This is a genomic window from Micromonospora sp. WMMD967 (assembly GCF_029626165.1).
Taxonomy (GTDB): Bacteria; Actinomycetota; Actinomycetes; order Mycobacteriales; family Micromonosporaceae; genus Micromonospora; species Micromonospora taraxaci.
In genome coordinates, this window is record NZ_JARUBK010000001.1 from 5,321,863 (window position 1) to 5,346,921 (window position 25,059).

The 25,059-nt window shown below is 71.4% G+C and carries 23 protein-coding genes; 6 read left to right on the plus strand and 17 right to left on the minus strand.

Features of this window, described 5'->3' with window-relative positions; translation table 11 throughout:
* Nucleotides 1-21: 21 nt before the first annotated feature.
* Nucleotides 22-558 (plus strand): AAA family ATPase, encoded by a 537-nt coding sequence (locus O7631_RS24120; protein ID WP_278146315.1) that lies wholly within the window; start codon nucleotides 22-24, stop codon nucleotides 556-558.
* Nucleotides 559-829: 271 nt separating this feature from the next.
* Here the strand turns inward: O7631_RS24120 and O7631_RS24125 are convergent, their stop codons facing one another.
* The gene (locus O7631_RS24125; RefSeq protein WP_278146316.1) at nucleotides 830-3,907 is read right to left on the minus strand and encodes a S8 family peptidase; all 3,078 of its coding nucleotides are present in this window, start codon (nucleotides 3,905-3,907) and stop codon (nucleotides 830-832) included.
* Nucleotides 3,908-4,259: 352 nt separating this feature from the next.
* Here O7631_RS24125 and O7631_RS24130 point away from each other — a divergent pair, with 352 nt between their 5' ends.
* On the plus strand, nucleotides 4,260-4,841 hold the full coding sequence (locus tag O7631_RS24130) for a GNAT family protein (protein WP_278146317.1): 582 nt from the start codon (nucleotides 4,260-4,262) through the stop codon (nucleotides 4,839-4,841).
* Between the two features lie 6 nt (nucleotides 4,842-4,847).
* Here O7631_RS24130 and O7631_RS24135 read toward each other — a convergent pair whose 3' ends face one another.
* From O7631_RS24135 to O7631_RS24175, 9 genes are all read right to left on the minus strand, one after another.
* On the minus strand, nucleotides 4,848-6,008 hold the full coding sequence (locus O7631_RS24135; protein WP_278146318.1) for a hypothetical protein: 1,161 nt from the start codon (nucleotides 6,006-6,008) through the stop codon (nucleotides 4,848-4,850).
* Nucleotides 6,001-6,840 (minus strand): sugar phosphate isomerase/epimerase family protein, encoded by an 840-nt coding sequence (locus tag O7631_RS24140; RefSeq protein WP_278146319.1) that lies wholly within the window; start codon nucleotides 6,838-6,840, stop codon nucleotides 6,001-6,003. Before O7631_RS24140 ends, O7631_RS24135 begins: the two co-directional genes overlap by 8 nt.
* A gap of 20 nt (nucleotides 6,841-6,860) precedes the next feature.
* Nucleotides 6,861-8,012, minus strand: coding sequence for a dihydrodipicolinate synthase family protein (locus tag O7631_RS24145; RefSeq protein ID WP_278148013.1), 1,152 nt, complete (start codon nucleotides 8,010-8,012; stop codon nucleotides 6,861-6,863).
* 68 nt (nucleotides 8,013-8,080) lie between these two features.
* Nucleotides 8,081-9,232, minus strand: a complete 1,152-nt coding sequence (locus O7631_RS24150) for a Gfo/Idh/MocA family oxidoreductase (protein WP_278146320.1) — start codon at nucleotides 9,230-9,232, stop codon at nucleotides 8,081-8,083.
* A gap of 38 nt (nucleotides 9,233-9,270) precedes the next feature.
* Nucleotides 9,271-10,065 carry an ABC transporter ATP-binding protein gene (locus tag O7631_RS24155; protein ID WP_278146321.1) on the minus strand — a complete coding sequence of 265 codons (795 nt, stop codon included), beginning with the start codon at nucleotides 10,063-10,065 and terminating at the stop codon, nucleotides 9,271-9,273.
* Between the two features lie 4 nt (nucleotides 10,066-10,069).
* The gene (locus O7631_RS24160) at nucleotides 10,070-11,074 is read right to left on the minus strand and encodes an ABC transporter substrate-binding protein (protein WP_278146322.1); all 1,005 of its coding nucleotides are present in this window, start codon (nucleotides 11,072-11,074) and stop codon (nucleotides 10,070-10,072) included.
* Between the two features lie 23 nt (nucleotides 11,075-11,097).
* Nucleotides 11,098-12,048 (minus strand): ABC transporter permease, encoded by a 951-nt coding sequence (locus O7631_RS24165; RefSeq protein ID WP_278146323.1) that lies wholly within the window; start codon nucleotides 12,046-12,048, stop codon nucleotides 11,098-11,100.
* Between the two features lie 274 nt (nucleotides 12,049-12,322).
* A complete protein-coding gene (locus O7631_RS24170; RefSeq protein WP_278146324.1) occupies nucleotides 12,323-13,039 on the minus strand; it encodes a cupin domain-containing protein in 717 nt (238 codons plus the stop codon).
* A complete protein-coding gene (locus O7631_RS24175) occupies nucleotides 13,032-13,376 on the minus strand; it encodes a cupin domain-containing protein (RefSeq protein WP_088989292.1) in 345 nt (114 codons plus the stop codon). The genes O7631_RS24170 and O7631_RS24175 overlap by 8 nt, the downstream gene beginning before the upstream one ends.
* Before the next feature lie 93 nt (nucleotides 13,377-13,469).
* Here O7631_RS24175 and O7631_RS24180 point away from each other — a divergent pair, with 93 nt between their 5' ends.
* The 3 genes from O7631_RS24180 to O7631_RS24190 are packed head-to-tail and all read left to right on the plus strand — an operon-like array spanning nucleotide 13,470 to nucleotide 16,095.
* The gene (locus O7631_RS24180) at nucleotides 13,470-14,543 is read left to right on the plus strand and encodes a LacI family DNA-binding transcriptional regulator (protein WP_278146325.1); all 1,074 of its coding nucleotides are present in this window, start codon (nucleotides 13,470-13,472) and stop codon (nucleotides 14,541-14,543) included.
* Nucleotides 14,540-15,556, plus strand: a complete 1,017-nt coding sequence (locus O7631_RS24185) for an aminoglycoside phosphotransferase family protein (RefSeq protein ID WP_278146327.1) — start codon at nucleotides 14,540-14,542, stop codon at nucleotides 15,554-15,556. The genes O7631_RS24180 and O7631_RS24185 overlap by 4 nt, the downstream gene beginning before the upstream one ends.
* A 53-nt stretch (nucleotides 15,557-15,609) precedes the next feature.
* Nucleotides 15,610-16,095 (plus strand): GNAT family N-acetyltransferase, encoded by a 486-nt coding sequence (locus tag O7631_RS24190; RefSeq protein ID WP_278146328.1) that lies wholly within the window; start codon nucleotides 15,610-15,612, stop codon nucleotides 16,093-16,095.
* A gap of 452 nt (nucleotides 16,096-16,547) precedes the next feature.
* Here the strand turns inward: O7631_RS24190 and O7631_RS24195 are convergent, their stop codons facing one another.
* Together O7631_RS24195 and O7631_RS24200 are read right to left on the minus strand one after the other, a co-directional pair.
* Nucleotides 16,548-17,855 carry an MFS transporter gene (locus O7631_RS24195; RefSeq protein ID WP_278146329.1) on the minus strand — a complete coding sequence of 436 codons (1,308 nt, stop codon included), beginning with the start codon at nucleotides 17,853-17,855 and terminating at the stop codon, nucleotides 16,548-16,550.
* Between the two features lie 85 nt (nucleotides 17,856-17,940).
* Complete coding sequence (locus O7631_RS24200; RefSeq protein ID WP_278146330.1) at nucleotides 17,941-18,501, minus strand: NAD(P)H-dependent oxidoreductase; 561 nt, start codon at nucleotides 18,499-18,501, stop codon at nucleotides 17,941-17,943.
* A 138-nt stretch (nucleotides 18,502-18,639) separates the two neighbouring features.
* Here O7631_RS24200 and O7631_RS24205 point away from each other — a divergent pair, with 138 nt between their 5' ends.
* Nucleotides 18,640-19,113, plus strand: a complete 474-nt coding sequence (locus O7631_RS24205; RefSeq protein WP_278146331.1) for a MarR family winged helix-turn-helix transcriptional regulator — start codon at nucleotides 18,640-18,642, stop codon at nucleotides 19,111-19,113.
* 12 nt (nucleotides 19,114-19,125) lie between these two features.
* Here the strand turns inward: O7631_RS24205 and O7631_RS24210 are convergent, their stop codons facing one another.
* From O7631_RS24210 to O7631_RS24230, 5 genes are all read right to left on the minus strand, one after another.
* Nucleotides 19,126-19,626 carry an anthrone oxygenase family protein gene (locus O7631_RS24210; protein WP_278146332.1) on the minus strand — a complete coding sequence of 167 codons (501 nt, stop codon included), beginning with the start codon at nucleotides 19,624-19,626 and terminating at the stop codon, nucleotides 19,126-19,128.
* A 49-nt stretch (nucleotides 19,627-19,675) separates the two neighbouring features.
* On the minus strand, nucleotides 19,676-21,415 hold the full coding sequence (locus tag O7631_RS24215) for an IucA/IucC family siderophore biosynthesis protein (RefSeq protein WP_278148014.1): 1,740 nt from the start codon (nucleotides 21,413-21,415) through the stop codon (nucleotides 19,676-19,678).
* 101 nt (nucleotides 21,416-21,516) lie between these two features.
* A complete protein-coding gene (locus O7631_RS24220) occupies nucleotides 21,517-22,140 on the minus strand; it encodes a GNAT family N-acetyltransferase (RefSeq protein WP_278146333.1) in 624 nt (207 codons plus the stop codon).
* Nucleotides 22,137-23,414: a SidA/IucD/PvdA family monooxygenase gene (locus tag O7631_RS24225; RefSeq protein WP_278146334.1), complete on the minus strand. Its 1,278-nt coding sequence runs from the start codon at nucleotides 23,412-23,414 to the stop codon at nucleotides 22,137-22,139. The genes O7631_RS24220 and O7631_RS24225 overlap by 4 nt, the downstream gene beginning before the upstream one ends.
* Before the next feature lie 80 nt (nucleotides 23,415-23,494).
* Nucleotides 23,495-25,033 (minus strand): aspartate aminotransferase family protein, encoded by a 1,539-nt coding sequence (locus O7631_RS24230; RefSeq protein WP_278146335.1) that lies wholly within the window; start codon nucleotides 25,031-25,033, stop codon nucleotides 23,495-23,497.
* Between the last annotated feature and the right edge of the window lie 26 nt (nucleotides 25,034-25,059).

Sequence of the window (25,059 nt, forward strand, 5' to 3'; positions counted from 1 at the left end):
CGACCGTTTCAGGGAGCCCGCGTGAGCAATCGGTACGTCGTCATCACGGGTGGGCCGGGATCCGGCAAGACCACGCTGCTCGACAGCCTGCGGAGTGCCGGACATGCCTGCGTCGAGGAAGCCGGGCGACAGATCATCCAGGACCAGCTCCAGATCGGTGGTCAGGCCCTGCACGGCGCGGATTCGCGGCTGTACGCCGAGATCACGCTGAGCTGGGAGATCCGCTCCTACCGCCAAGCCAGCCAGCACACCGGCCCGGTCTTCTTCGATCGCGGGATCCCGGACGTACTCGGTTACTACCTCCTGCTCGGCTGGCCCGTACCGGACCACGTGGCGGCGGCGGCACGGCAGTTCCGCTACCACCGGCGTGTCTTCGTCGCCCCGCCGTGGCCGGCGATATACGCCAACGACAGCGAACGACACCAGGACTTCGCCGAGGCGGTGCGCACCCACGACGCCATGGTCACCGCCTACACCCAGCTCGGCTACGAACTGAGTGCCCTGCCGCTGGGCGACGTCAGCTCGCGCCATGCCTTCATCGAGCGAATGACAGTCTGACGGTGACGGAACGATGAGGCGTTGACCTAGGTACCGTCGGTCACCTCCCTGGGGGCGGATACGGTAGTGAGCGGTATACCTCAGAGTCATACTTATACCTCTGAGGTATACCGCTCACATCAACATGCCGGGCCAACCAAAGGGGACGGCCAGCGGCCGCCGCGTCCAGGACCGCTCCGGCAGGTGGAGGCCCGCGCGTCCACCCCGCCCGAACCTGAGCCGGCCCAGCCCTGACCGACCCCGTTCACCGGGTCTCGGTCGCGACCAACGCCTACTCCCAGGAACTCTGCTGCGTGTAGACCAGATTGCCGGGGATGACAGTGCCGCTGGTGTTCCACTCGGTGTACGCCCAGAAGTCGCCGTCGGCCAGCGGCTTCTTCGGCTTCAGCGTGAACCCGTACGTCATCCCCCGCTCCACCGTGGAGGGTGTCTCCAGCGTGGCACCCGCATACGTGGCGTTTCGGCTGATGACGGCGTGCCCGAGTTGGAAGTCGACGACCGGACCACCGGGGTACTGCGCGAACACGTACGCGGTGTAGCGCCCCGGCTCGGGCAGGAACTTGTAGGCCTGCTCCGCGCTGGTCCAGTACCTGTCGCTGCTGTAGATCAGCTCGTCGCCCTTGTACAGGTACAGGTCGAGGTTCGTGTTCGGGTCGTCGGTGGTGGTCTCGACCACGATGCCTGCGGTGTTCGCCGGTACCGTGAAGTCGACCTTTTTCACTCCGGTGGCCGTCGGGTCGAACACGCCGCCGTAGACGCCGGCCGGCATCGAGTACGACGTCCGCTGCATCGGCGTGTAACCGGTGCTGCGGCCGGCGAACGGTCCGGTGAAGCCGGGCTGGAGCGAGCCGAACGCACCGTTGGTCATCCGGCCGAACTCCTCGCCGTCGTCGGCGTACGGCCGGGGGGTGATGCCCCACGGTCGGGCGGCGACCGGGATCCGGGCGCTGTGCGCCTTGCCCTGCCAGGTGATCGAGCCGGTCACGTAGCGGTCCCAGGGCGCGCTGCCCCGACGCACGGTGATGGTCACCGTCGCGAACGTGCCGGGCGCCAGCGTCACCGATGCTGGGGACACGGTGACCTTCATGCCGGGCAGGCCGGACACCGACGAACGGTAGGTCTCCTTCGTCTTGCCCACGTTGGTCAGGGTGCGGGTGACGGTCACCGGGCGGGTGCCGTCGTACTCGCGCAACGAGATGGCCGGCAGGTTGAGCTCCTTGCCGTCGGGCTGGGCCGTCTCGCTGAACGTGACCAGTTCCGCCGCCGTCGGTTGGATGACCAGGCCGGGGTCGGTGGCCTTGGCCAGGTTGATGAACCCGCTGCCCTGCTCCAGGGGATCGCTGGTGCCGACGGTGTCGGTGGCGGTGGTCCGCAGCGCGGAGGCGACGGTGCCGGGTGACCACTCCGGGTGGGTGGCGCGCAGGATCGCTGCTGCGCCGGCCACGTACGGCGAGGCCATCGAGGTGCCGGAGTACGCGTCGTAGTTCCGCCCGAAGTTGCCTGCCGGCGAGACCGCGGCGATGATGTTCGACCCCGGCGCGACGAGGTCCGGCTTGAAGACGCCGAGGGTCACCTTGTCCGGGCCGGTGGAGGAGAAGTCCGCCACGCTGGGCAGGCCGGGGACGCTGGAGCCGTCACCGCCACTGCGCAGGGAGACCTTCGCGTCGGTGGGGTGGCGCATCAGGTAGTTGAAGAGCGAGCCGGCCTGCTTCTCGGTCGGCAGGTAGACCACCGGGAAGTTGAAGATGGAGTTGATCCGGTAGTTGCCGACCGGGTCGAACACCACCATCGCCGCGCCGCCCTTGGCCTTGATCTCGGCGGCGGAGCCGAACATGTCGGACAGCGCGCAGGCGACGACCTTGCCCTTGATCTTGGCCGGGTCGAGGCTGCCGGGCTCGCAGTAGACCGCGCCCAGGTCGGGCGAGCCGGCCTGATCGCCGAAGACCATCGGCCGCGGATCGCCACCGGGCAGGGCGTCCAGCGAACCGCCGACGAGCTTGGTGCCGTCGCCCAGCTTGACCGTCGCCTCGTCGAGCTTCGTCACCGCCGCGCCGACGGTGGTCACCCACGGCGCCGCGTTGCTGATCGCCCCGCTCACGATGCCGGTGTTGCCCGCCGACGCCGCCACGAAGACCCCGGCCAGCGTGGCGTTGAGGAACGCGATGCCGATGGGGGTGTTGGCCTCCCAGTCGCCGAGCTGGGAGCCGATCGAGAAGTTGATGACCTGCACGCCGTCGGCGACGGCGGCGTCGATGCCGGCGATGATGTCGGCGTCGTAGCCCATGCCACCCCAGAGCACCTTGTAGACGGCGATCTGGGCGTCCGGGGCAACCCCGGAGACCGGGCCGAAGCGGCGGCCGTCGATCGTCACGTTGGGCAGCGGCAGACCGGCAGCGGTGGAGGCGGTGTGCGTGCCGTGCCCGGACAGGTCGCGGGGGGACAGGAACTCACCCTCGGGCACCGTGCCGCCGTAGGCCAGCCACGAGTCGGCGAAGTACCGGGCGCCGACGATCTTGCCGTTGCAGTGCTCGGCGACGAAGGCGACACCGGTCTGACAGGTGCCGCGCCAGCTCGCCGGGGCGGGCATCTTCTTGGCGAACGACGCGCTCTCCGGCCAGATGCCGGTGTCCAGGACGCCGATGACCATGCCCGCGCCGGTACCGGGGCCGGGCTTACCGGGCTTACCGGGCTTACCAGGCTTGTCCGGCTTGCCGGCGGAATCCGCTCCTGCCGGTTGGTCCAGCTCGCCAGGAGTCGGCGTGCCCGGGGCGCTGGGGGCGGGGGCGCTGGGGGCCGGCGCGGTCGGCGGAGGCGTCGGGGTGCCGAGCGCCCGTGAGGCGGTGACGGCGCGGACGCGCTTGTCCGCCCGCAACGCGGTCACCTGCTGGGCGGTCAGCTTCGCGGAGAACCCGTTGAAGGCGGTGGTGTACGAGGCGGTGACCTGCACCTTCGCGGCGGCGGCGACGGCGCTGCGCTGGGCGTCGAGGTGACCGCGGTAGGCCCGTGCCGGTGCCGACGTCACGTCCAGCCGGTCACCCGCCTGCGGGCGGGTCCGCGCCAGCCCGGCCGAGCCGCCGGCGTACGAGGTCAGGGGCTCCTCGGCCAGCTCGACGATGTACATGCCGGGACGGGTCTCGTCCCCAGCGGCCTTTTGGTCGGCAGCCTTCCTGCCGCCCGGCCGGCGGTCGGCGCCGTCGGTCAGGGTGACCTTCTTGTCGGACCCGGCGGTGAAGTAGCCGGCGCTGCCGCCACCCGACGGTCCTGCGGGTGCCGCCGACGCCGATCCCGCGACGCCGATGGTTCCGGTGACCAGGGCGAGGACCAGCGTCGGTATCGCTAGTCTTCGCACCCTGTTTCCGCTCGTGCTGGTTGCCACGAGGCTCCTTTCGATGGCTCCTTTGTGGAGCACTGTTCCGATCGCGACCCGCTCATGGGAGCGCTCCCCCACCTAACCCGCCGACGGTTAATCGAGGGTTCGGAGAGTGTTTCGGATCGCTGGTGCGTATAAGATCACGTTCCACCGGCCACGCCTAGATCATGTTTTGCCGATGCCGCCGGAGCAGGGCGGACGCGCCGGCCAAGGCCAGCTTCGGCAGGTACGCCAGCCGCACAGGTCGAATGTGGTTGCTCACCCCCGACCTCGACCGACTAAGGTCAGGCGGCCAGGCCGTGACATCCGGGAGTCCACGGGGGAGAACCCGATGACCGATCTCAGCCACAAGCCGACCCTGACCGGCAACCTGGTCACGCTGCGGCCGCCGACCGCCGACGACGCCGAAGCCATGACCGCGGTGATGGCTGATCCCGACGTGGCCCGCCTGACCGGCAGTGTGACCAGCAGCGCCGATCTCGGAGTGCCTCCACCGTTGGAGCGCAGCCGCGACTGGTACGGCTCACGGGGCGCCGCCGACGACCGACTCGACCTGGTCGTCGTGGACAAAGCGACAGATCGCGTCGTCGGCGAGGTCGTCCTCAACTCGTGGGACCCCGACGCCCGCAGCGTCAACTTCCGCACCATGGTCGGGCCGGAGGGCCGCGGTCGTGGACTGGGCACCGAGGCCGCCCGGCTCGTCCTCGGCTACGCCTTCGACCAGCTGGGGATGCATCGGGTGGGGTTGGAGGTCTTCGACTTCAATCCCCGCGCCCGACACGTCTACGAGAAGATCGGCTTCGTCCACGAGGGCACCAGACGCCACGCGCTGTGCTTCGACGGCGAGTGGGTCGACGCCCACGACATGTCCATCCTGGAGCACGAGTGGGCTGACCACCGCGGCGACTCCTGAGCGACGTCACCGAGCGCCCCGCCGCCGCCAGAGCACTGTGCACGCCCCGGCCAGGGCCAGACCGAGCAGCGGGGCGACACCCACGCCGGCAAGCGTGCAGGCCACCGCCAACAGTGCCGGCGGCACCCAGCACCAGGCCGGCACGGTCCGCGGCACGCTACCGCGTCGACGGGCGGCGGCCTCGGTCGCCATCGGCACCACCAGCACCGGCAGCGCAGCGGCCAGCAGCGTCAGCCAGGGCAGCACCAGGCGGTCGAAGCGCGCCACCGCCAGCAGGCCACCGAGCACCGCGACGGCGAGCATCGCCGCCCGCGCCGGCACCCGGGGCGCCAGGCCGCGCAACGCCAACGAACCGGAGTACGTGGTGGTCAGCGCAGCGGCGAAGACCGCCACCGCGACGAACAGATTCGCGTACGCGGCCAGGCCCGACCCGGCGGCGAGCAGAGCGACCACGTCCGCCTCGCCGGTGCGCAGCCACAGACCGGCACCGGCGATCACCCCGAGCAGCGCCGGCCCGATCAGCAGCCCCACGCACCAGAGCAGGTCCCGCCGACGGGCGAGGCCGACGCTGAAGTCGGGTGCGCGCAACGCGAACACCGCCGCGTAGCCGATCAGCGCGGCGGCGTCCGCGAACCCACCGAAGGCGAGCCGAACGGGCGCGCCGGGCGGAGGCAGCACGGCCAGGCACCAGCCGACCAGCACGACCGCGCTGAGCGTGGTGACCACCGCGATCCGGTTGCCGAGTCGGGCCGGGGCCCAGGAGACGGCGAGGACCGCCACCTCCAACAGGGCCGGCCCGGCCCAGCCCGGCAGGTGCGTCAACGCGGCCAGCGAGGCCCCGCCGAGCCCGACGTTGAACCCGTTCCACCCGACCATCGACACGGTCAGCACCGCCGCCAGCAGCACCCGCGAGGTGTTCCCCAGGTACGCGGGCAGCACCGCGGTCAGCGTCCCGCCGTCGCCGAGCGGCCGGCGCAGACCGATGCGGCCCTGCCCCCAGAGCAGCACCGCCATCAGCGCCCCACCGAGCAGCAGACCCGCCACCGGCACCGCCCCGCCGTGCCGGGCGGCCATCGCCGCGCCGAGCACCAGCGTGGCAGGTGCGGTGCCGATTCCCAGCCACGCGCCGACCGCCGCCGGCCAGCGTCGGCCGGCAGTCTCAGGCAACGTGGCGCAGGTAGCCGGCCACCGCCGCGTCCAGCACCTCGGCACCCGGGCGCGCCCACACCTCGGCGGAGAAGACCTCCACCTCGATCGGGCCGACGTAACCGGCCGCGTCCACCGCCTCGCGCAACCGGCGCAACTCGATGCACCCGTCGCCCGGCAGCGCCCGGCCGAGCAGCACCCCCTCCGGCAGTGGCGTCACCCAGTCGCAGACCTGGAACGCGGCGATCCACTCGCCGGCCCGCGCGATCTGCGCGTACACCGTGTCGTCCCACCAGACGTGGTACGCGTCCACGACAACGCCGACCACCGACGGGTCGAACCGCTCGGCGATGTCGAGCGCCTGGCCCAGGGTGGCGATCACGCAGCGGTCGGCGGCGAACATCGGGTGCAGCGGCTCGATCGCCAGCCGCACCCCGGCGGCCTCGGCGGGCGGGGCCAACTCCCCGATCGCGTCGGCGACCCGCTGCCGGGCGCCGTCGATGTCCCGGCTGCCAGGCGGCAGCCCACCGGACACCAACACCAACTCCGGGGCGCCCAGTGTGGCCGCCTCCTCGATGGCCCGCAGGTTCTCCGCGCGCCAGCCGTCGGCGGAGAAGAAACCACCCCGGCACAGCGAGGTGACGGTGAGACCCGCGTCGCGGACCAGCTTCGCCGACCGGGCCAACCCGTACTCGGCGACCGGCTCGCGCCACAACCCGATGCCCGGCACCCCGGCCGCCACGCAGCCGGCCACCACGTCCGGCAGCGGCCAACGTTGGGCGGTGGCCTGGTTGAACGAGAAGCGCGTGAGACCAACTGAGCTGGTCTCCGCTCCCGACTGCGGGGCTCGCAAACCCGGCTCACTCCTCGCGCTCACTGGGCCACCCCCGCGACCGTGAAGAACGCCCGCGCCCGGGCCGCCGCCAGGTCGGCGTCCCGCAGCAGCCCGGCCGCGTCGGCCAGGGTGAGCAGGGTGGCCAGGTGCGCCGGGGACCGGCCGGACTGCGCGCCGCCGACCATGGTGAAGTGGTCCTGGTGCCCGGCCAGCCAGGCCAGGAACACGATCCCCGTCTTGTAGTGCCAGGTCGGGGCCGCGAACAGGTGCCGGGCCAGCGGCACTGTCGGTGCGAAGATCTCGTCGTACGCGGCCAGGTCCCCCCGGTCCAGGGCCGCGAGCGCGGCGGCGGCGGCCGGCGCGATGGCCGCGAACACCCCGAGCAGCGCGTCGGAGTGACCCACCTCGTCGCCCCGGATCAGCTCCGGGTAGTGGAAGTCGTCACCCGTGTAGAGGCGCACCCCGGCGGGGAGCCGGCGGCGCAGCGCGACCTCCCGGTCGGCGTCCAGCAGCGACACCTTGATGCCGTCCACACTCGACCGGTGGGCCTTGATCAGCTCCACGACCGTGTCGGCGGCCAGGTCCAGGTCGACGGCACCCCAGTAGCCGGTCAACGCCGGGTCGAACATCGGGCCCAGCCAGTGCAGCACCACCGGCTCGTCGGCGGCGCTCAGCAGCTCGTCGTACACCCGGAGGTAGTCTTCCGGGCCGCGCGCCGCGGCGGCCAGGTGCCGGCTGCACATCAGCACCGGGCGGGCGCCGGCCGCGCGGACGTCGGCGAGCTGTTCGAGGTACGCGGCGGTGACCGCCGCCAGTGTCGCCGGACCTGCCGGCAGCTGGTCCGTGCCGACCCCGGCGACGATCCGTCCGCCCACCGCGCGGGCCTCGGCGGCGCTGCGGCGGATCAACTCCCGGGTGGCCGGGTAGTCCAGCCCCATCCCCCGCTGCGCGGTGTCCATCGCCTCGGCGACCCCCAGCCCGTACGACCAGAGGTGCCGCCGGAAGGCGAGGGTGGTGTCCCAGTCGACGGCCGCCGGGGCACCCGGCACGTTCTCCGCCGTCGGATCGGCGACCACGTGCGCGGCGGCGTACGCGATCCGGCTGGTCGCCGGCGCGGCCGGCCGGGCGAAGCCGCCGCCTCCGGTGAGCCGGTACCGTCGGCCGCCCGGCAGCACCACCTCGGCCGACATCGGCAGCACCACCTCGGCCGACATCGGCAGCACCACCTCGGCCGTCACCGGCGGCACCACCTCGGCCGTCATGAGCGCAGCTCCGGCACCTCGACCCGAGCACCCTCGCGGGCGGAGCGCAGCCCCAACTCGGCGAGTTGGACGCCGCGTGCCGCGGCCAGGAAGTCCCAGCGGAACGGCTCACCGGCGACGACGTGCCGCAGGTACGCCTCCCACTGCACCTTGAAGCCGTTGTCGAACTCCTCGTTGTCGGGCACCTCGGCCCACTGGGCCCGGAAGTCCTCGGTGGCGGGCAGATCCGGGTTCCACACCGGCTTCGGGGTGACCGCCCGGTGCTGCACCCGGCAGTTGCGCAGCCCGGCCACCGCGCTGCCCTCGGTGCCGTCGACCTGGAACTCCACCAGCTCGTCGCGGTACACCCGCACGTTCCAGGACGAGTTGATCTGCGCGATGATCCCGCCGTCGAGTTCGAAGACGGCGTACGCGGCGTCGTCGGCGGTTGCCGGATACGCCTGACCGGCCTCGTCCACGCGCTCGGGGACGTGGGTGGCAGTCACGCAGGACACCGCCCGCACCCGGCCGAACAGTTCCTCCAGCACGTAGTGCCAGTGCGGGAACATGTCGACAACGATGCCGCCGCCGTCCTCGGCCCGGTAGTTCCACGACGGCCGCTGGGCGGGCTGCCAGTCACCTTCGAACACCCAGTAGCCGAACTCGCCGCGCACCGAGAGGATCCGGCCGAAGAAGCCGCCGTCGACGAGGCGCTTGAGCTTGCGCAGACCCGGCAGGAAGAGCTTGTCCTGCACGACGCCGGTGCGTACGCCGGCCGCGTCCGCCGCCCGGGCCAGGTCGAGCGCGGCCGCGGTGTCCTCGGCCAGGGGCTTCTCCGTGTAGATGTGCTTGCCGGCCTCGATGGCCTGCCGGATGGCCTTCTCGCGCTGCTGGGTGACCTGCGCGTCGAAGTAGATCTCGACGTCGTCGCGGGCCAGCGCGGAGGTCAGGTCGGTGGTCCAGTCGGTGAGCCCGTGCCGCTCGGCGATCTCGCGGAGCTTCGTCTCGTTACGCCCGACCAGGACCGGCTCCGGCCAGACGGTCGTGCCGTCGGCCAGCGTCACGCCGCCGGACTCACGGATGGCCAGCAAGGACCGGACGAGGTGCTGGCGGTAGCCCATCCTTCCGGTCACACCGTTGACGATGATGCCGATCGACCTGCGGGTCATGGTGTTCCTTCCGTCGTGCTGGTCGTGCCGATCCGCGCTCAGTGGTTGGCGGCCGCGCTGCCGAGCAACCCACGCAGGTCGGTGGCGAGCCGGTCGAAACGGGGATCCGACATCACCGACGCGTAGTCGCGGTGCGCCGGCAGGTCGACCGGGAAGGTGCGGATGATCCGGCCGGGCCGGGGGCTCATCACCACGACCCGGGTGCCGAGGAAGACCGCCTCGGCGATGGAGTGGGTGACCAGCACGACAGTGGTGCCGGTCTCCCGCCAGATCCGGTGCAGTTCGGCGTTCATCTGCTCCCGGGTCAGCGCGTCCAGTGCGCCGAACGGCTCGTCCATGAGCAGCACCGGCGGGGAGTGCAGCAGCGCGCGACAGAGCGCCACCCGCTGCTGCATGCCGCCGGACAACTCGTGTGGCAGTGCCTTCTCGAAGCCGGTCAGGCCGGTCATCTCGATCAGCTCGTCGGCCCGGCGGGCCGCCTGCGCGCGGTCCATGCCGCGCATCTCGGCCTGGAGCAGGATGTTGGCCCGGGCGCCGCGCCACTCCAGCAGCGCGGCCTTCTGGAAGACGAAGCCGATCTCCTTCTGCGGGCCGCGGACCGGGCGCTGGAGTAGCGACACCGCGCCGCTGGTCGGGGTGACCAACCCGGCGACGATCTTCAGGAGGGTGGACTTGCCGCAGCCGGACGGGCCGACGATCGTCACGAACTCGCCGGGCTCGATGTCCAGCGACACGTCGTCCAGGGCGGTGGTCTGGGACCGCCGGGACGTGAACCGTACTGTCACCCCGGACATCCCGATGGCGGTGCCGGTCGCTGCCGGCGCGGCGGTCACCGGGTCACCCCTGCTTCGCGTACGAGGAGTCCCAGTACGCGTTGGGCGCGCCCGGTTCCTTCAGCTCCGCGTAGCGGGACATCAGGTCGATGGTCTCGGTCCACTGTTCCTCGGTGTTCACCCCGGGCGGTCCCTCACCGCCGAGCAGAGGCAGCACGAGGGTGAGTTGCTTGGTGAGCACCTCGGGCGCCGGCTCGTTCTCGGCGAGCGCGGCCATCGCGGTCACCGCGCCGGCCGGGTCGCGGGCGGCGTCGGCCCAGGACTTCTGGGTGGCCTTGACGAACTTGCGGGCCAGCTCCGGGTCCTTCTGCAGGGTCTGGGTGTTGGCGATCAGGCCGGTGCCGAGCAGGTTCATCCCGTAGTCGGCGAAGAGCAGGACGTCGACCTTCTTGCCGGTCTTGCTCTCGATGGTGGGCGCCTGGTCGTGGAAGAAGCCCATGATGGCGTCGACCTTGCCCTCGGCCAAGGCGGCGATCTTGCCGGCGGCGTCGACGTTGACGACCTTGACGTCGTCCTTCTTCAGGCCGTTCTTCTCCAGCCAGGCCGGGAAGGTCGCGTAGAGGGCGTCGCCGGGAGTGCCCCCGACGGTCTTGCCCTTGAGATCCGCCGGGGTCTTGATAGCCTTCTCGGAGAAGAACTCCACCGAGGAGGGCCCCTTCTCCAGGTACGCGCCGAGGCTGCGCACCGGCATCCCGGTGGCCACCGACTTGAGCAGCACCGGGCTGTCCGCCCAGCCGAAGTCGGTCTGCTTCTGGGCGACCTGCTTGACCGTGTTGCCCGAGCCGTTGCCCGGCAGGATCTTCAGGTCGATGCCCTCGGCGGAGTAGTAGCCGTTCTGCAGGCCGTAGTAGAACGGTGCGTGCTCGCCGTAGGGCACCCAGTTCAGGGTCAGGGTGACCTGCTTCTTGCCGTCCGCGCCGGTGGTGCCGGTGGAGTCGTCCCCACCGCAGCCGGTGGCGGCGAACAGGAGTGCTGCGGTGACCAGGATGGTGGTGGCGGTGCGTTTCATCGGTGCCTCCGTGATGGGGTCGGTCAGGAGGTGGTCAGGGACACGCCGGCCCGGCGGCTGGCGTGCCACGGGATGAGCAGTGCCTCGGCGATCTCGACCAGGACGAACAGGACGATGCCGATGGCGGACATCAGGATCAGGTCGGCGAACAGCAGCGGGGCGTCGAGGTTGCCGTTGGCCAGCAACAGGACGTAGCCGAGCCCTTCGCTGGCGCCGACGAACTCACCGACCACGGCACCGACCACCGCGAGGGTGACCGCCACCTTGAGACCGGCCATGAGGTGCGGCAACGCGTTCGGGAAGCGGATCTTGCGGAAGGTGCGCCACGGACCGGCACCCATCGTGGCGGCCAGGTCGAGCAGCTCAGGGTCGGTGGCGCGCAGGCCGGCCACGCCGGAGATGACCACCGGGAAGAACGCGATGAGCACCGCCAGGATGATCTTCGGGGTGAGGCCGAGGCCGAACCAGACCACCAGCAGTGGCGCGATGGCGATCTTCGGGATGACCTGTGCGAACAGGACGATCGGGTAGAGCGCCTTGTCCAGGGTGCGGGAGTACGCGATGGCGACCGCGGTCGCCAGGCCCAACGCGGCGGCCAGCACGAAGCCGAGCACCGTCTCGTACAGGGTGACCAGTGTGTGTCGGGCAAGTTCGGACCACTGACCGGTCATCGTCTCCCAGACCTGACCGGGTGTGGGCACCAGGTAGTTCGGGACGTACTCCTGGGCGGCCACGAACCACCAGGCGGCGAACAGGACCGCGAGCACCAGCGCCGGACGCCAGAGCGAGTCGGCGAAGGCCGCCGCCCGGCGACCGAGCGTCGGGCGAGGCGGACGGCCATCCCCCGTACCGGCCGTCCTGGATGCTCGCCCGCTGTGCGCCGCGGGCGACGACGGGGAGGGGGCATCCCGTCCGCCGGCCGCCTGATCGGCGGTGGCCCGCTGGCCCGCCGTGTCCAAAGAGTTCTCGATCACGCGGAACCTCCTCGGGTCCCGGCGCCGCGCTCAGGGAGCGGGCCGGTCGGCGGATCAGGCAAACGCTTTCCTGGGAGCGTAGGCGGCACCCACACGCCAGGCAAGGCCTTTCCTCGATGTATTCGCCGATCGCCGACCCAGCCGGCTCCCGCCGCCCCGAGATCGACTCGACTTTCGGAAAACCGGGCTGTCGGCGGCCTTCGGACACCCCGAATTGCAGCGAAGCCGAGTGGATCATTCACCGGTCCAACCTGGACCGTCGTGCGGCACGGCGTTAGGAGGCCGCCGGGTAGGTGTCGAGCAGGCCGCACATGCCCAGCCGACCCCGCTCGACCGGCTCGTCCACCGCGTACACGCCGGCCTCGCCCAGGTGCCGGGGGTCCCCCCGCTCCAGCGCGTCCAGGTGGGCGCCGGTGTCGGCGGCGGCCCGACCCGCACCAGCCTCCCAACGCTGCCGCCACCGCGCCAGCAGCGGCTCGCGCAGCGCGACCGCCGCGGCGTGGAAGGCGGCCAACGCCGTCGGCCCGCCGGACCGCAACGCATGGAACCCGGTCACCGCCAGATCACGTCGGCGGTACGCGGCTCGCACGTCGGCGCCCGGCGCTCCCCCGTCCGGCAGTGCCGCCGCGGCGGCGTACGCGGCCGGGTCGGCCAGCACGTCGGGCGGGAAGGTCAGGACCGCGTCACCGGCCTCGGGCAACCCGCTGTTCTGCATGAGCACCACGATGGTCAGCCCTCCTCCGTTGACCAGGCGGTGCACGGTGCCGGGCTCGAACCAGACGACCGCACCCGGCCGCAGTGGCGTCTCCCGGAAGCCGGCGGCGGTCACTGTCTGCACCGCGCCCTCGCCGCCGGTCACCACGTACCCCTCGGTGCAGCACAGGTGCACGTGCGGGGTGCCGCCGACCAGCCCGTCCGGGGCGAGCGTGTCGTAGACGCGCAGCCGGGAAACCCCGATCCCACCGGGCAGCGGGGCCGACCGGTCAGTCATCGAAGTACTCGTCGGTGTCGTCCGCCGCCGGCAGCGACACCAGCAGCACGGTCAGGTCGCCGATGGCCCGGTGCCGGCAACCCGGCTTGATCAGGAACGCGGACATCGGTCGGGCCGGATGGCGAACGCCGTCCAACTCGACCTCGCCCTCGCCGGCGAGCACGATGTAGTACTCGGTGGCGACCCGGTGGTGGTGGGTGACCGCGTCCTGCACCTGGAGCAGGTGCACGCTGGCCTGGCCGTCGCTCTCGGCGATGAAGCCTCGGCGGGTGGTCCCACACGAGCACCGTCTGGCGGGAAGTTCGTCGAGTTGGAGTACCGCGAAGCTGTCGGACACGGCCGGGCCTCCCTGCGGGAAAGGGCTTTCTCTGCGGTACCGTGACGCTAGCCGGCACGACGAAACGCCGTCAACAGATCGAGGGGGCGGGCCATGGCGACCCTGTCCGATGTGGCGCGCCGCGCGGGCGTCTCACCCGCCACCGCCTCCCGTGTCATCAACGGCAGCAGCAAACCGGTCACCGACGAGCTGCGCGAGCGGGTGCTCGCCGCCGTCGCCGAGTTGCAGTACGTGCCGAACGCGCACGCCCAACTGCTGGCCCGCTCGCACCGCAGCGCGGTGGGCGTGATCGTGCACGACGTCTCCGACCCGTACTTCGCCGAGATCACCCGCGGTCTGCAACGCGTCGCCACCGACCAGGGCCGACTGTTGATGATCTGCAACAGCTACCGGGACCCGGACCGTGAGTTGGAGTACGTGGAGCTGCTGCGCGGCCACCAGGTGGCGGCGTTGATCCTGGCCGGCTCCGGCTACCACGACGAGGCGTTCACCCGGCAGCTCAACGAGAAGCTCGCCGCGTACGAGGCCACCGGCGGGCGGGTCGCGGTGATCGGCCGGCACGAGCACTCCGGCGACGCGGTGATGCCGGACAACCGGACCGGCGGCTACCTGGCGGGTCGGGAGCTGTGCGGGCTGGGGCACCGGGCGATCGGCGTCGTCGCCGGCCCACGGATCCTGACCACCACGACCGACCGGTTGGCCGGCCTCCGCCAGGCCCTCACCGAACAGGGCCGTGAGCTGCCCGAACGGCGCATCCGGTACGCGGAGTTCGACCGAGACGGGGGCGCGGAGGCGACCGCCCGACTCCTCGACGCGGACCCGGAGCTGACCGCGATCGTGGCGCTCAACGACTCGATGGCCATCGGCGCGCTCGCCACCCTGCGAGCGCGCGGGCTGGCCGTGCCGCAGCAGACCTCGGTGGTGGGCTTCGACGACATGCCGATCGCCCGGGACGTGACGCCGGCGCTGACGACCGTGCGACTGCCTCTCGTCGACATGGGGGCTCGCGCGATGTCCCTGGTGCTCGGCGTCGGGGCGCCGACGCCCCGGGTCGAGGTGCTCCCCGCCGAGCTGGTCCGCCGGGACACCGCCGGGCCCGTCCCGCCTTCAGTCCGTGCCACCGCCGGCTCGACGCCGCACCCGCGGCGGGGAGACGCGACGACGTGACCGGGGTCAGCCCGACCCAACGGCGCATCACCAGTGCCGACGTGCGGCATCTGGTCGGCGCGTCGTTCGGGCCACACGCCCGGGTGCGGGACACCGGCCCACTGACCGGAGGTGGATACGCGACGGTCTGGTGGGCGTTGCTCGACGACGACCGCCGGGTGGTGCTGAAGCTGGCGCCGCCGGCCGGGACGCCGCTGCTGCGCTACGAGCGTGGGCTCTGCGTGGCCGAGGCCGACTACTTCCGGCTCGTCGCCGAGCGTGCCCCTCAGGTGCCGACGCCCGCCGTGCTGCATCACGGCGTCGACCCGGCGTACGGCGAATGGTTGGTCACCACGATGCTGCCCGGCCGGTCGCTGTCCGACCTGGCCGAAAGCGGTGCCGCGGTCGACGACGGCCCGACGCGCCACGACCTCGGGGCGGCCCTCGCCGCGTTGCACCGGGTCACCGGCGAGCGGTTCGGCTACGTCGGCGACCGGCCTTCCGGGTCGACCTGGCGGGCCGCGTTCACGGCGATGCTCGACGCGCTGCTCGCCGACGCGTCCGACTGGGACGTCCGGCTGCCCTTCCCGCCCGAGCGCCTGCACGCGCTCGTGGAGCGACACGCCGACGTGCTGGACGAGGTGCGTCGCCCGGCGCTGCTGCACTTCGACTGCTGGGACGGCAACGTGCTGGCCGCGCCCGACGCGGACGGCCGGCTGCGGCTGCGTGGCCTGGTGGACGGCGAGCGCTTCCTCTACGGCGATCCGCTGCTGGACCTGGTCTCGCCGTTGCTCTTCCGGCGCGTCGAGGACACACCGGAGCACCCGTTGCTGCGCGGCTACCGGGCCGCCGCCGCCGAGCCGCTGCTGCTGGACACCTCGGCGCGTATCCGCCTGGGTCTGTACCGGCTGCACCTCTACCTGCTGATGACAGTGGAGATGCCCAGCCGCGGCATGACGGCACAGACCAACCCCGGGCGGCACGCCCGACTGGCGGAGCTGCTCGACGAGGAGATCGCCGCGCTCGCCTCGTAGGCGGCAGGGGATAACCGATTGTCGAGGGCTCGTCGCGGGCTTAACCTCCCCCGGTGCTGATTCGGGAGTTCGTCGACCAGGACTGGTCGCAGGTGTGGCCGATCATCCGGGAGGTGATCGGAGCTCAGGACACCTTCACCTACGACCCGGCGATGACCTCCGAGCAGTCGTACGCCGTGTGGGTCGAGGCCTCGCCGGGGCGCACCGTCGTCGCGGTGGACGGCGGGCGGGTGCTCGGCACCGCGAAGATGGGCACCAACAAACCAGGGCCGGGCGCGCACGTCGCCACGGCGAGCTTCATGGTCGCCGCCGACGCCCGGGGCCGGGGCGTCGGCACCGCGCTGTGCCGCGACGCCCTGACCTGGGCTCGCGAGCAGGGGTACGCGGGCATGCAGTTCAACGCCGTCGCGGAGAGCAACCGCTCGGCGGTGGAGCTGTACCGGCGGGAGGGCTTCGCGGTGATCGGCACGGTGCCGGGCGCGTTCCGTCACCCCACCCTCGGCCGGGTCGGCCTGCACGTCATGTACCAGGAGTTCTGAATGGGGGCCCAGCGCACGCCGGTTTGCGGCGGGCGGACGCGGCGTGTTGTTGGATTCCTGTCGAGCTGCCCCACCAATGGGGCAGGCCGTTCGCTCCGGTCGGCGGAGAGCCGCGTGCGGGTGGTGACACGTCGGCAGTGACACGTCGGCAGTGACACGTCGGCAGTGACACGTCGGCAGTGACACGTCGGCAGTGAAACGCTTGCGGTGGCATGCCGGCGGCGACCATCTGGGAGGCCACGGACCCGTGGGAGGCCACGGACCCGTGGGAGGCCACGGACCCGTGGGAGGCCACGGACCCGTGGGAGGCCACGGACCCGTGGGAGGCCACGGACCCGTGGGAGGCCACGGACCCGTGGGAGGCCACGGACCCGACTGCCCCAGATCTGGGGCAACTCGACAGGCGCGGCGGGACATGTGGGTGGGAGTCACCGGCCAGGAGCGGTGCCAGCTCAGGCCGTCGAGGAATTGCTCACCGGTGGCTGACCAACCTGACCCACCACGGCCGGGGCAGGCGGACCAGGCGGTTCTGCGCCGGCGCGGCGGACCGGGGTGAAGAGGCCGGCGACAGCCACCAGTAGGCACCCCGCTCCCGCCACCAGCGTGACGGCCGCGACCCCGAACCGGGCGGCGGCCCAGGTCAGCACGACAGCGCCGGCGGGACCGAGGGCGTAGTGCGTGCTCCAGAACGCCGACGTCACCCGGCCGAGCAGGTGGTCGGGGGTGATCTCCTGGCGTAGCGACATCGAGCAGATCCCGCCGATGCTGAGACAGCACAGGTACACCGCTGTCAGGGCGGTGACCGCCGGCACGCTGGTCGCGATGCCGACGCCCGCCACCGCGAACCCGCAGACGGCGTGCGCGCCGATCCAGGTCGCGCCGAATCCGCGTCGCCGGCGCAGCGGGGCCACCAGCAGCGCACCGGCGACAGTGCCCAGCGCCGCCAGACCGAGAACGGTGCCGACGGTGCCCTCGGAGCCGCCCAGGTCATGGGTGACGTGGTAGATCAGCACGTCGACGAAGCCGTAGGTCAGGAAGATGAAGACCGACAACAGGACGGTCAGCGCGCGCAGGACGGGCTGTCCCCACAGGAACCGCGCCCCGGCGAGGAACTCGGCCAACGGGCGTTCCCGGGCCACCGGGGCGGCGTCGGCGGGCGCGGGTCGCAGACGGATCAGCCACAGTCCGGCCGCGGAGAGGGCGAAGCTCGCCGCGTTGACGGCGATGGCGGTCGCCGGGCCGAAGCGGGCCGCCACCACACCGGCGAGCAGCGGCCCGAGGACGGCAGCCGCCGCGTACGTCGCCTGCAACCGGCCGTTGGCCTCGGTGATCCGATCCCGGTCGACGAGGTTGCGGACAGCGGTCACCGCGGCGACCTGGAACACCATGCCGGCCGCCTCGCAGATCGGCAGCACGACGAAGAGGAGCCACACCTGTGGGCCGGCGAGCCACACCACCGGCACCAGGCCGTAGAGCACCAGCCGGGTCAGGTCCGCCACGATCATCAGCGTGCGGCGGTCGTACCTGTCGACCAGTACCCCGCCGAAGACCCCGGCGGCGACGGACGCCGCACCCGCGACGGCGGTGAGGAGGCCCATCTGCGCCACCGACCCGGTGGCCTGGAGCACCAGCAGCGGCACCGCGAGGTAGGCGAACGAGTCGCCGGCCGCCGAGAGCGACTGCGCGACCCAGTACGTGCCGAAGGTGCGGTCCCGCCACAGCGGAGGGCGTACGTCGTGACCCGCAGTCGGTGTCCTCATCGCAGTGGATGGTGGCACGACCGCGGAGCGCACGGAAACGGCCGCGGGGATCCCCCACGGCCGTTTCCGAAAAGCGCAGAGGCGGTCAGGCCTTGCGCAGCGGAGCGAGCGCGGCGCTCCAGGCGACCACCTGGTCGAGCGTGGTGGTCAGCGCGTCCTGCTGGAACGGGCCGGGCTTGAAGGTGCTGAAGTTCTCGAAGTCGGTGAAGAGCGACAGCGCGACCTGCGAGCGCACGTCGGCCATCTGCAGCTCACCGGAGATCAGCCGCAGGTGCTCCACGGCGCGCGCGCCGCCGACCGAGCCGTAGCTGACGAAGCCGACGGCCTTGTTGTTCCACTCGGCGTACAGGAAGTCGATGGCGTTCTTCAGGGCACCCGAGGTGGAGTGGTTGTACTCGGGGGTGACGATGACGAAGCCGTCGAACGAGGCGATCGTCTCGGCCCACCGCTTGGTGTGCGGCTGCGAGTACTGGCCCATCGAGGGCGGGTACGCCTCGTCGAGGTGCGGCAGCTGGTAGTCGAGCAGGTCGATCAGCTCGTACTCCGCGTCGGTGCGCTGCTTGGCGATCTCGAGCACCCAGCGGGCGACGGCTTCCCCGTTACGCCCCGGACGGGTGCTTCCGAGGATGATCCCGATCCTGGTCATGTGTGGCGCCTTTCAGAGGGTCCTTACCTGACGGCGAGAACGCTAACCGGTGCTTGATTGGTCAAGCAAATACTTGGCCTATGGTCGTTGTCACACGGAGGGTAACCATTTGCTCAGTCAAACAAGTATGATATGAGGATGTCCAACCCCTCGGCGGAGACTCCGCAACCCCTCACCCCTGATGAAGAGGCTCTGGTCCGTGCCCTGGGCCAGGTGATGTACGTACTGCCCCGCACGATCGACGCGGACATGGTCGGTGACCGTCAGCTACCACTCACCGAGTACACCGCCCTGATGAACCTGTCCGAGGCACCGGACCGGCGGCTGCGCATGCACGAACTCGCCGCGCTCTGCTACCTCTCGCTCAGCGGCATGACCCGCACGATCATCCGGCTGGAGACCCAGGGCCTCGTCAAGCGGGAACGCTGCGAGGAGGACGCCCGGGGCTGGAACGCCGTCCTCACCGACGCGGGCTTCGCCCGCCTGGAAGAGTCCTGGCCCAGCCACCTGGCCGCCGTACGCCGCCGGTTCCTCCAGCACTTCGAGGGTCACGACCTGGCCCGGTTGGCCCGGGCGTTCCGGCAGGCCGGTGCGGCGGAGACGAGCGACTGAGCCGGAGACGACTCAGCCGGAGTGCCGCCCTGCCACCATCAGGGCCCAGGCCAGCAGCCCGAACGCGCCGGTCGACGCGACGGCCCGGACCACGTTGCCACGTACCCAGGTGGTCTCGAAGCGTTCCCGCACTGCCGCGAGGTCGGTGACCTCATCGACGTCACCGGCGCGGGCCAGCACGTTGTTGAGCGGCACGTTGACCACCGCGGTGACGCCGAGCACCACCAGGTAGGCCAGCAGCCCGGCGACGATCCACGGCAGCGCGGCCCGGCGGTCGGTGCCCAGGTGCAGCGCCGCCGCCAGCAGCGTGAACAGCAGCGCGCCACCGAAGCAGACCGCGAACCAGCCGTTCAGGATCGACTCGTTGATCCGTTGCATGGCGAGCACCAACGTCCGGTCGTCGGCACGGCCCAGCCCTGGCATGACCGCGTACGCGAAGGCGGCGAACAGCCCGGCGGTCAGGCCGGTGGTCACTGTGGCGGCGAACAGGCTCACGGTACTCAGCAATCCCATGGGCCCCATTGCACTCGTTCGCACCCGCCGTGACCAGACCCCAGCACGGTCACCGGGCCGGGGCGTGGGCGGCGAGGGGGTTGGTGAGGGTGCCGACGAACTGCAGAGCCGCCGACGGGTCGGCCAGGTCGATCATCTGCTGGTTGTTCCGCAGTTGGAGCCGGTTGAGGCAGGAGAGCGTGAACTCCGGTGCGAACAGGTCGTAGTGGCGGACCCGCTCGGCCAGGTGCGGCACCCGGTCGAAGTAGTCGGCGGCGCAGGCCGCGACCGTACGCCAGAGGTCGTCCTCGCCGATCACGCCGGCCTCGACCAGGACCGCGTTGAGGTGGCGCAGGAAGCAGTCCACCACGTCGGTGAAGATGGTCAGCAGCTTGGTGTCGTCGGGCACCTCGACCCGGATCCGCTCGACCGCCTCGGGCAACTCGACGGCCGTGCTCATCACCGCGATCTCCTCGGCGATGTCCTTGAAGATCACCCGCTCCACGGTGTCCTGCTCGTCGAGGACGAGGATGACGTTCTCGCCGTGCGGCATGAACGCCAAGTCGTGGGCGTAGAAGCTGTGCAGCAGCGGGGTGAGGTAGGCGTCCAGGTAACGGCGCAACCACACCTCTGGCGTCAACCCGGACCGGGCGATCAGCGCCGCCGCCAACGACCCGCCCTCGCTGTCCACGTGCAGCAGCGCGGCCATGGTGGACAGTCGACGCCCCGGCACCAGGTCGGGCACCGGGCTCTCCCGCCACAGGGCGGCCAACATCTTGCGGTACGGGGAGGTGCGGTCGGTCGCCGCCTCGTACTGCCGGTGCCGGTAACCCACCGCGGCCCGCTCCCGGATCACGGTCAGGCCGGTGCCGGTCAGCACCTCGTCGCCCGCGATCAGGTCGGCCAGCCAGTCGTTGATCGCCGGGGTCGCCGCCATGTACGCGGCCGACAACCCCCGCATGAAGCCCATGTTCAGCACCGACAGCGCGGTCTTCACGTAGTGCCGGCTCGGCTCGCTGACGTTGAAGAACGTACGGATGGACTGCTGGGCCAGGTACACGTCCGGTCCGGGGCCGAGGTGCACCAGCCGGCGCTCGGCCAACTCCCCCGCGAAGGTGACCGCCAGCTTGTTCCACCACTGCCACGGGTGGGCGGGGATCAGGTGGTAGTCGGCCAGATCCAGCCCGAGATCGATCATTGTGGCGGCGAACCGGGCCCGGGTCTCCCCGTCCAGCTCACCCTCGATGAGCCTGTCGTAGTCGAGGTCGGCGGCGCTGCTGAACGTCGAGTGGTCCCGGTGCGCGGCCAACCACTCCAGCCGGATCGGTGCGGCGGCCTCCGGGGCGTAGCTGTGGTACTCGTCGACGCCGAAGCCGAGCCGGCCGTTGTTGGCCACGAAACACGGGTGGCCCTCGGTCATCGACGTCTCGATGGTCTGGAAGTCGGCCTCCGCCAGCTCGGCGGCGCTCGGCGCGGCCTGGGCCAGCTTGTACGCGGTGCCCGCCAGCGTCGAGGTGATCTCCTCCAGGTAGACCGGGAGCACAGGCGCGGAGAGCCCGAGGGTGTCGCGCAGCTCGACGACGAGGTCCACCGCGTCGGGTGGCGTCGACGTGCCGTCACGGTGCCGGGTGATGCTGTCCGCGTCGATCTGCCAGTGCTCCAGGGCGAGCACCCGGGCGGCGAACCGGTAGGTGACGCTGCCGTCGTCGCTGCTGACCTCGTACCACTGGCGGTCGTCGGTGCCCGGCACGGGCTGCGGGGTGAGCAGGCGTTCGTGGGTGAACTCGGCGAGCGCCTTGCGGACCAGCAGCCGGTTGGCCCGGGCCCAGCGCTCCGGGGAGAGGTGGCCGACCGGACTGCCGGCGGCGTGCCCGGTGGTGGCGGACGTCGGGGTGGGGACGGCGGTGGCGGTCACGCCGGGGCTCCTTCGGTTCGGGTGGTGGCGCCGTCGGTGGCGGCAGCGCGGTCGGTGGCGGGACTGTCGGTGGCGGCCTCGAACTGGGCGCGGGTGCAGACGCTGAGCAGGGCGTCCTTCTCCGGCTTGGCGACCGGCCCGACGACCTCGAAGCCGACGGCCGCGTTCAACGCGTGTACGGCGGTGTTGCGGACGTCCGGTTCGACCACCACCCGCCGGGCCGTCGGGTCGGCGAAGAGCCACGCCATGACGGTGGTCAGCACCGCCCGGGTGAAGCCGTGCACCGGCGTGCCGACCGGGGCGCAGAGGAAGTGCATGCCCACGTCGCCGGGCCGGTGGTCGTAGAGGCCGACCAGCTCGACGTGGGCCGGGTCGTAGCGCTCGGCGAGGAAGGCGGGAATCCCCCGCCAGAGCCCGAGGTACGCGTCGTGGTGCGGGTGCGCGGCGATCCGCTGGTACTCCTCGGCCACCCGGGCCTCATCGGCGTCCTGCATCAGCCAGAACGCCGCCTTCGGGTGGGTCACCCACTGGTGCAGCAGCGCGGCGTCGGCGTCCGGATCGAGCGTACGCAGTGCGAACTCGCCGAGCCCTTCGTCGACGCGCGCGAAGACGACTGTCACGACGGCACCCCGAACTCCTGGAACGTGACGCTCTTCTCGATCGGGTAGTGCTCCCGGCCGAGCAGCTCCCGGATGATCCAGGAGTTGCGGTAGGGGCCCATGCCCAGGTCCGGCGACGTGATGCTGTGCGTGTGGGTGCCCGCGTTCTGCAGGAAGATGCCCCGCCCGCTGTGGTCGATGCTGTAGTTGCGGGCCACGTCGAAGCGGCCGTGCGCGTCCCAGCGGATCCGCTCGCGCACCGGGTCGAGGAACTCCGGCACCCGGTAGTGGTAGCCGGTGGCGAAGACGAGCCCTTCGGTCCGAAGCGTGACGTCGCGCTCCTGCTCCACCTGACGCAACCTGAGGGTGTACGTCCCGTCCTCATGGTCGGCGCCGACCAGCTCGGTGTTGGTGAGCAGGCGGGTGTTCACCGGTCCGTCGACGCTGTGCGCGTACAGCAGGTCGAAGATGTCGTTGATGAGGTCCGAGTTGATCCCCTTGAACAGCCCCTTCTGCTCGGTCTCCAACCGGTAGCGGGTCGCCTCGGGCAGCGCGTGGAAGTAGTCCACGTAGTCCGGCGAAGTCATCTCCAACGTCAGCTTCGTGTATTCGAGCGGGAAGAACCGCGGTGAACGGGTCACCCAGTTGAGCTGGTAGCCGTACCGGTCGATGTCGCCGAGCAGGTCGTGGTAGATCTCCGCGGCGCTCTGCCCACTGCCCACCACGGTGATGCTGCGCTTGGTGCGCAACGCCGCCCGGTGCTCCAGGTAGCGGGAGTTGTGCACGGCGTCCCCGGGCAGCGCTGCCACGGCGTCGGGCAGGTAGGGCGGGGTGCCGGTGCCGAGCACCAGGTGCCGGGCCCGGTACTCCACGGTCTCCCCCGCGCCGGTGCTGGCCCGCACCACGTACCGCTCGTCGGTGGAGTCGAACTCCACAGTGGTCACGGTCTGATCGAAGCGCAGGTTCGGCAGCTTCGCCGCCGCCCACCGGCAGTACGCGTCGTACTCGCTGCGCAACGGGTAGAAGCTCTCCCGGATGTAGAACGGGTAGAGCCGGCCGATCTCCTTGAGGTAGTTGAGGAAGGAGTACGGCGACGTCGGGTCGGCGAGGCTGACCAGGTCGGCGATGAACGGGGTCTGCAACCGGGCCGACTCCAGCAGCATGCCGGGGTGCCAGGCCAGGCTGGGACGGGCCTCCAGGAACACCCCGTCCAGGTCGTCGATCGGCGCGGTGAGGCAGGCCAGGCCCAGGTTGTACGGGCCGAGCCCGATGGCGACGAAGTCGTGGGTGGACATGCGAATCTCCAGGTGCAGTCGGCGTCAGCCGACGTTGCAGGTCGAGTCGGCGTCAGCCGACGGTGCAGGTCTGGTCGGCGTCAGCCGACGGTGCAGGTCTGGTCGGCGGGGGTGTGCTCGCGCACGTACCGGCCGGCGTGGTGGGCGATCAGTTCGAGCACGTGGTCGACGTCGTCGACGGTGGTCGCCGGGTTGAGCAGTGTGAACTTCAGGAAGTGGTGCCCGTCCACCCGGGTCCCGGCGACCACGGCGAGGCCGGACGCCGCGAGGGCCTCACGGGCGTGCAGGTTCGCCGCGTCGGCCAGCTCCCGGCCGGGGCCGGTGGGCAGGTAACGGAAGACCACCGTGCTCAGCTCCGAGCGGGTGACCACCTCGAACCGGGGGTCCTCGCTGACCAGCTGCCAGGCGTCGGCGGCCCGGTCGACCACCTCGTCGAAGAGCGCGCCGAGCGCGTCCGGGCCCATGACCCGCAGCGTCAGCCAGAGCTTCAAAGCGTCGAAGCGGCGGGTCGTCTGCAGGCTCTTGTCGACCTGGTTGGGGATGCGCTGCTCGACCATCCGGGCCGGGTTGAGGTAGTCGGCGTGGTACGTGGCGTGCCGCAGGGCCCGCCGGTCGCGGACGAGCAGCGCGCTGGAGCTGACCGGCTGGAAGAACGACTTGTGGAAGTCGACGGTGACCGAGTCGGCCCGCTCGATGCCGTCGAGCAGGTGCCGGCGCGTCGGCGAGACGAGCAGACCGCAGCCGTACGCGGCGTCCACGTGCAGCCACACCCCGGTCGCCGAGCAGATCGCGGCGAGTTCCGTCAACGGGTCGATGGAGCCGAAGTCGGTGGTGCCGGCGGTGGCGACGACGGCCATCACCACGAGCCCGGCCTCCCGGCACCGTGCGATCTCCGCGCTCACCGCTGTCGAGCGGATCCGGCGACGGCTGTCGGTGGGGACCACGATCACCGCGTCCGGGGAGAGCCCCAGCAGCTTGGCCGACTTCTGCACGCTGAAGTGACCGGCGGCGGAGGTGAGCACCCGCAGCCGGGGCAGCAGCTCGGCACGGGCCGCCGGGCCGATCGCGTCGGCGCACGCCTCCTCGCGGGCCAGCAGCAGCGCCTGGAGGTTGGACTGGCTGCCGCCGCTGGTGAAGACACCGTCGGCGCTGGGGCCGAGGCCGATCCGCGCGGCGGTCCAGTCGATCAGCCGCCGCTCGATGAGGGTCGCCCCCGCGCTCTGGTCCCAGGTGTCCAGTGAGGAGTTCACGGCGGTGAGCACCGCCTCGCCGAGCAGCGCCGGGATGGCCACCGGGCAGTTGAGGTGGGCGAGGTAGCGGGGGTGGTGGAACCACACGGCGTCGCGCAGGTAGACGTCCTCCAACTCGTCCAGCGCGGCGCCGGCATCGCCCAACGGCCGGTCCAGGTCCACCCGGTCGACCACTGGGGCCAGCTCGGCCGGGGTGATCCCGGTGACGGGACGGTCGACGGTGGCGACCCGGCGGGCGACCCGGTCGACGCCGTCGGCGATGGTCCGCCGGTACTGCTCGACCGAACCGTCGTGCAGCAGGTGGGCCCGCGCGACGGCGGGCGCCGGTGACGGCGCGGTGGTCTCGACGGGGTACGTCGGCACGGTCACGGGATGTCCTTCCACGTTCTCGACGA

Excerpts from the sequence above, each read along its gene's own strand:
- O7631_RS24170 (WP_278146324.1), bottom strand. The coding sequence starts at position 13,039 with ATGACTGACCGGTCGGCCCCGCTGCCCGGTGGGATCGGGGTTTCCCGG.
- O7631_RS24150 (WP_278146320.1), bottom strand. The coding sequence starts at position 9,232 with ATGACCCGCAGGTCGATCGGCATCATCGTCAACGGTGTGACCGGAAGG.
- O7631_RS24130 (WP_278146317.1), top strand. The coding sequence starts at position 4,260 with ATGACCGATCTCAGCCACAAGCCGACCCTGACCGGCAACCTGGTCACG.
- O7631_RS24160 (WP_278146322.1), bottom strand. The coding sequence starts at position 11,074 with ATGAAACGCACCGCCACCACCATCCTGGTCACCGCAGCACTCCTGTTC.
- O7631_RS24200 (WP_278146330.1), bottom strand. The coding sequence starts at position 18,501 with ATGACCAGGATCGGGATCATCCTCGGAAGCACCCGTCCGGGGCGTAAC.
- O7631_RS24180 (WP_278146325.1), top strand. The coding sequence starts at position 13,470 with ATGGCGACCCTGTCCGATGTGGCGCGCCGCGCGGGCGTCTCACCCGCC.
- O7631_RS24145 (WP_278148013.1), bottom strand. The coding sequence starts at position 8,012 with ATGTCGGCCGAGGTGGTGCTGCCGGGCGGCCGACGGTACCGGCTCACC.
- O7631_RS24210 (WP_278146332.1), bottom strand. The coding sequence starts at position 19,626 with ATGGGATTGCTGAGTACCGTGAGCCTGTTCGCCGCCACAGTGACCACC.
- O7631_RS24195 (WP_278146329.1), bottom strand. The coding sequence starts at position 17,855 with ATGAGGACACCGACTGCGGGTCACGACGTACGCCCTCCGCTGTGGCGG.
- O7631_RS24205 (WP_278146331.1), top strand. The coding sequence starts at position 18,640 with ATGTCCAACCCCTCGGCGGAGACTCCGCAACCCCTCACCCCTGATGAA.
- O7631_RS24225 (WP_278146334.1), bottom strand. The coding sequence starts at position 23,414 with ATGTCCACCCACGACTTCGTCGCCATCGGGCTCGGCCCGTACAACCTG.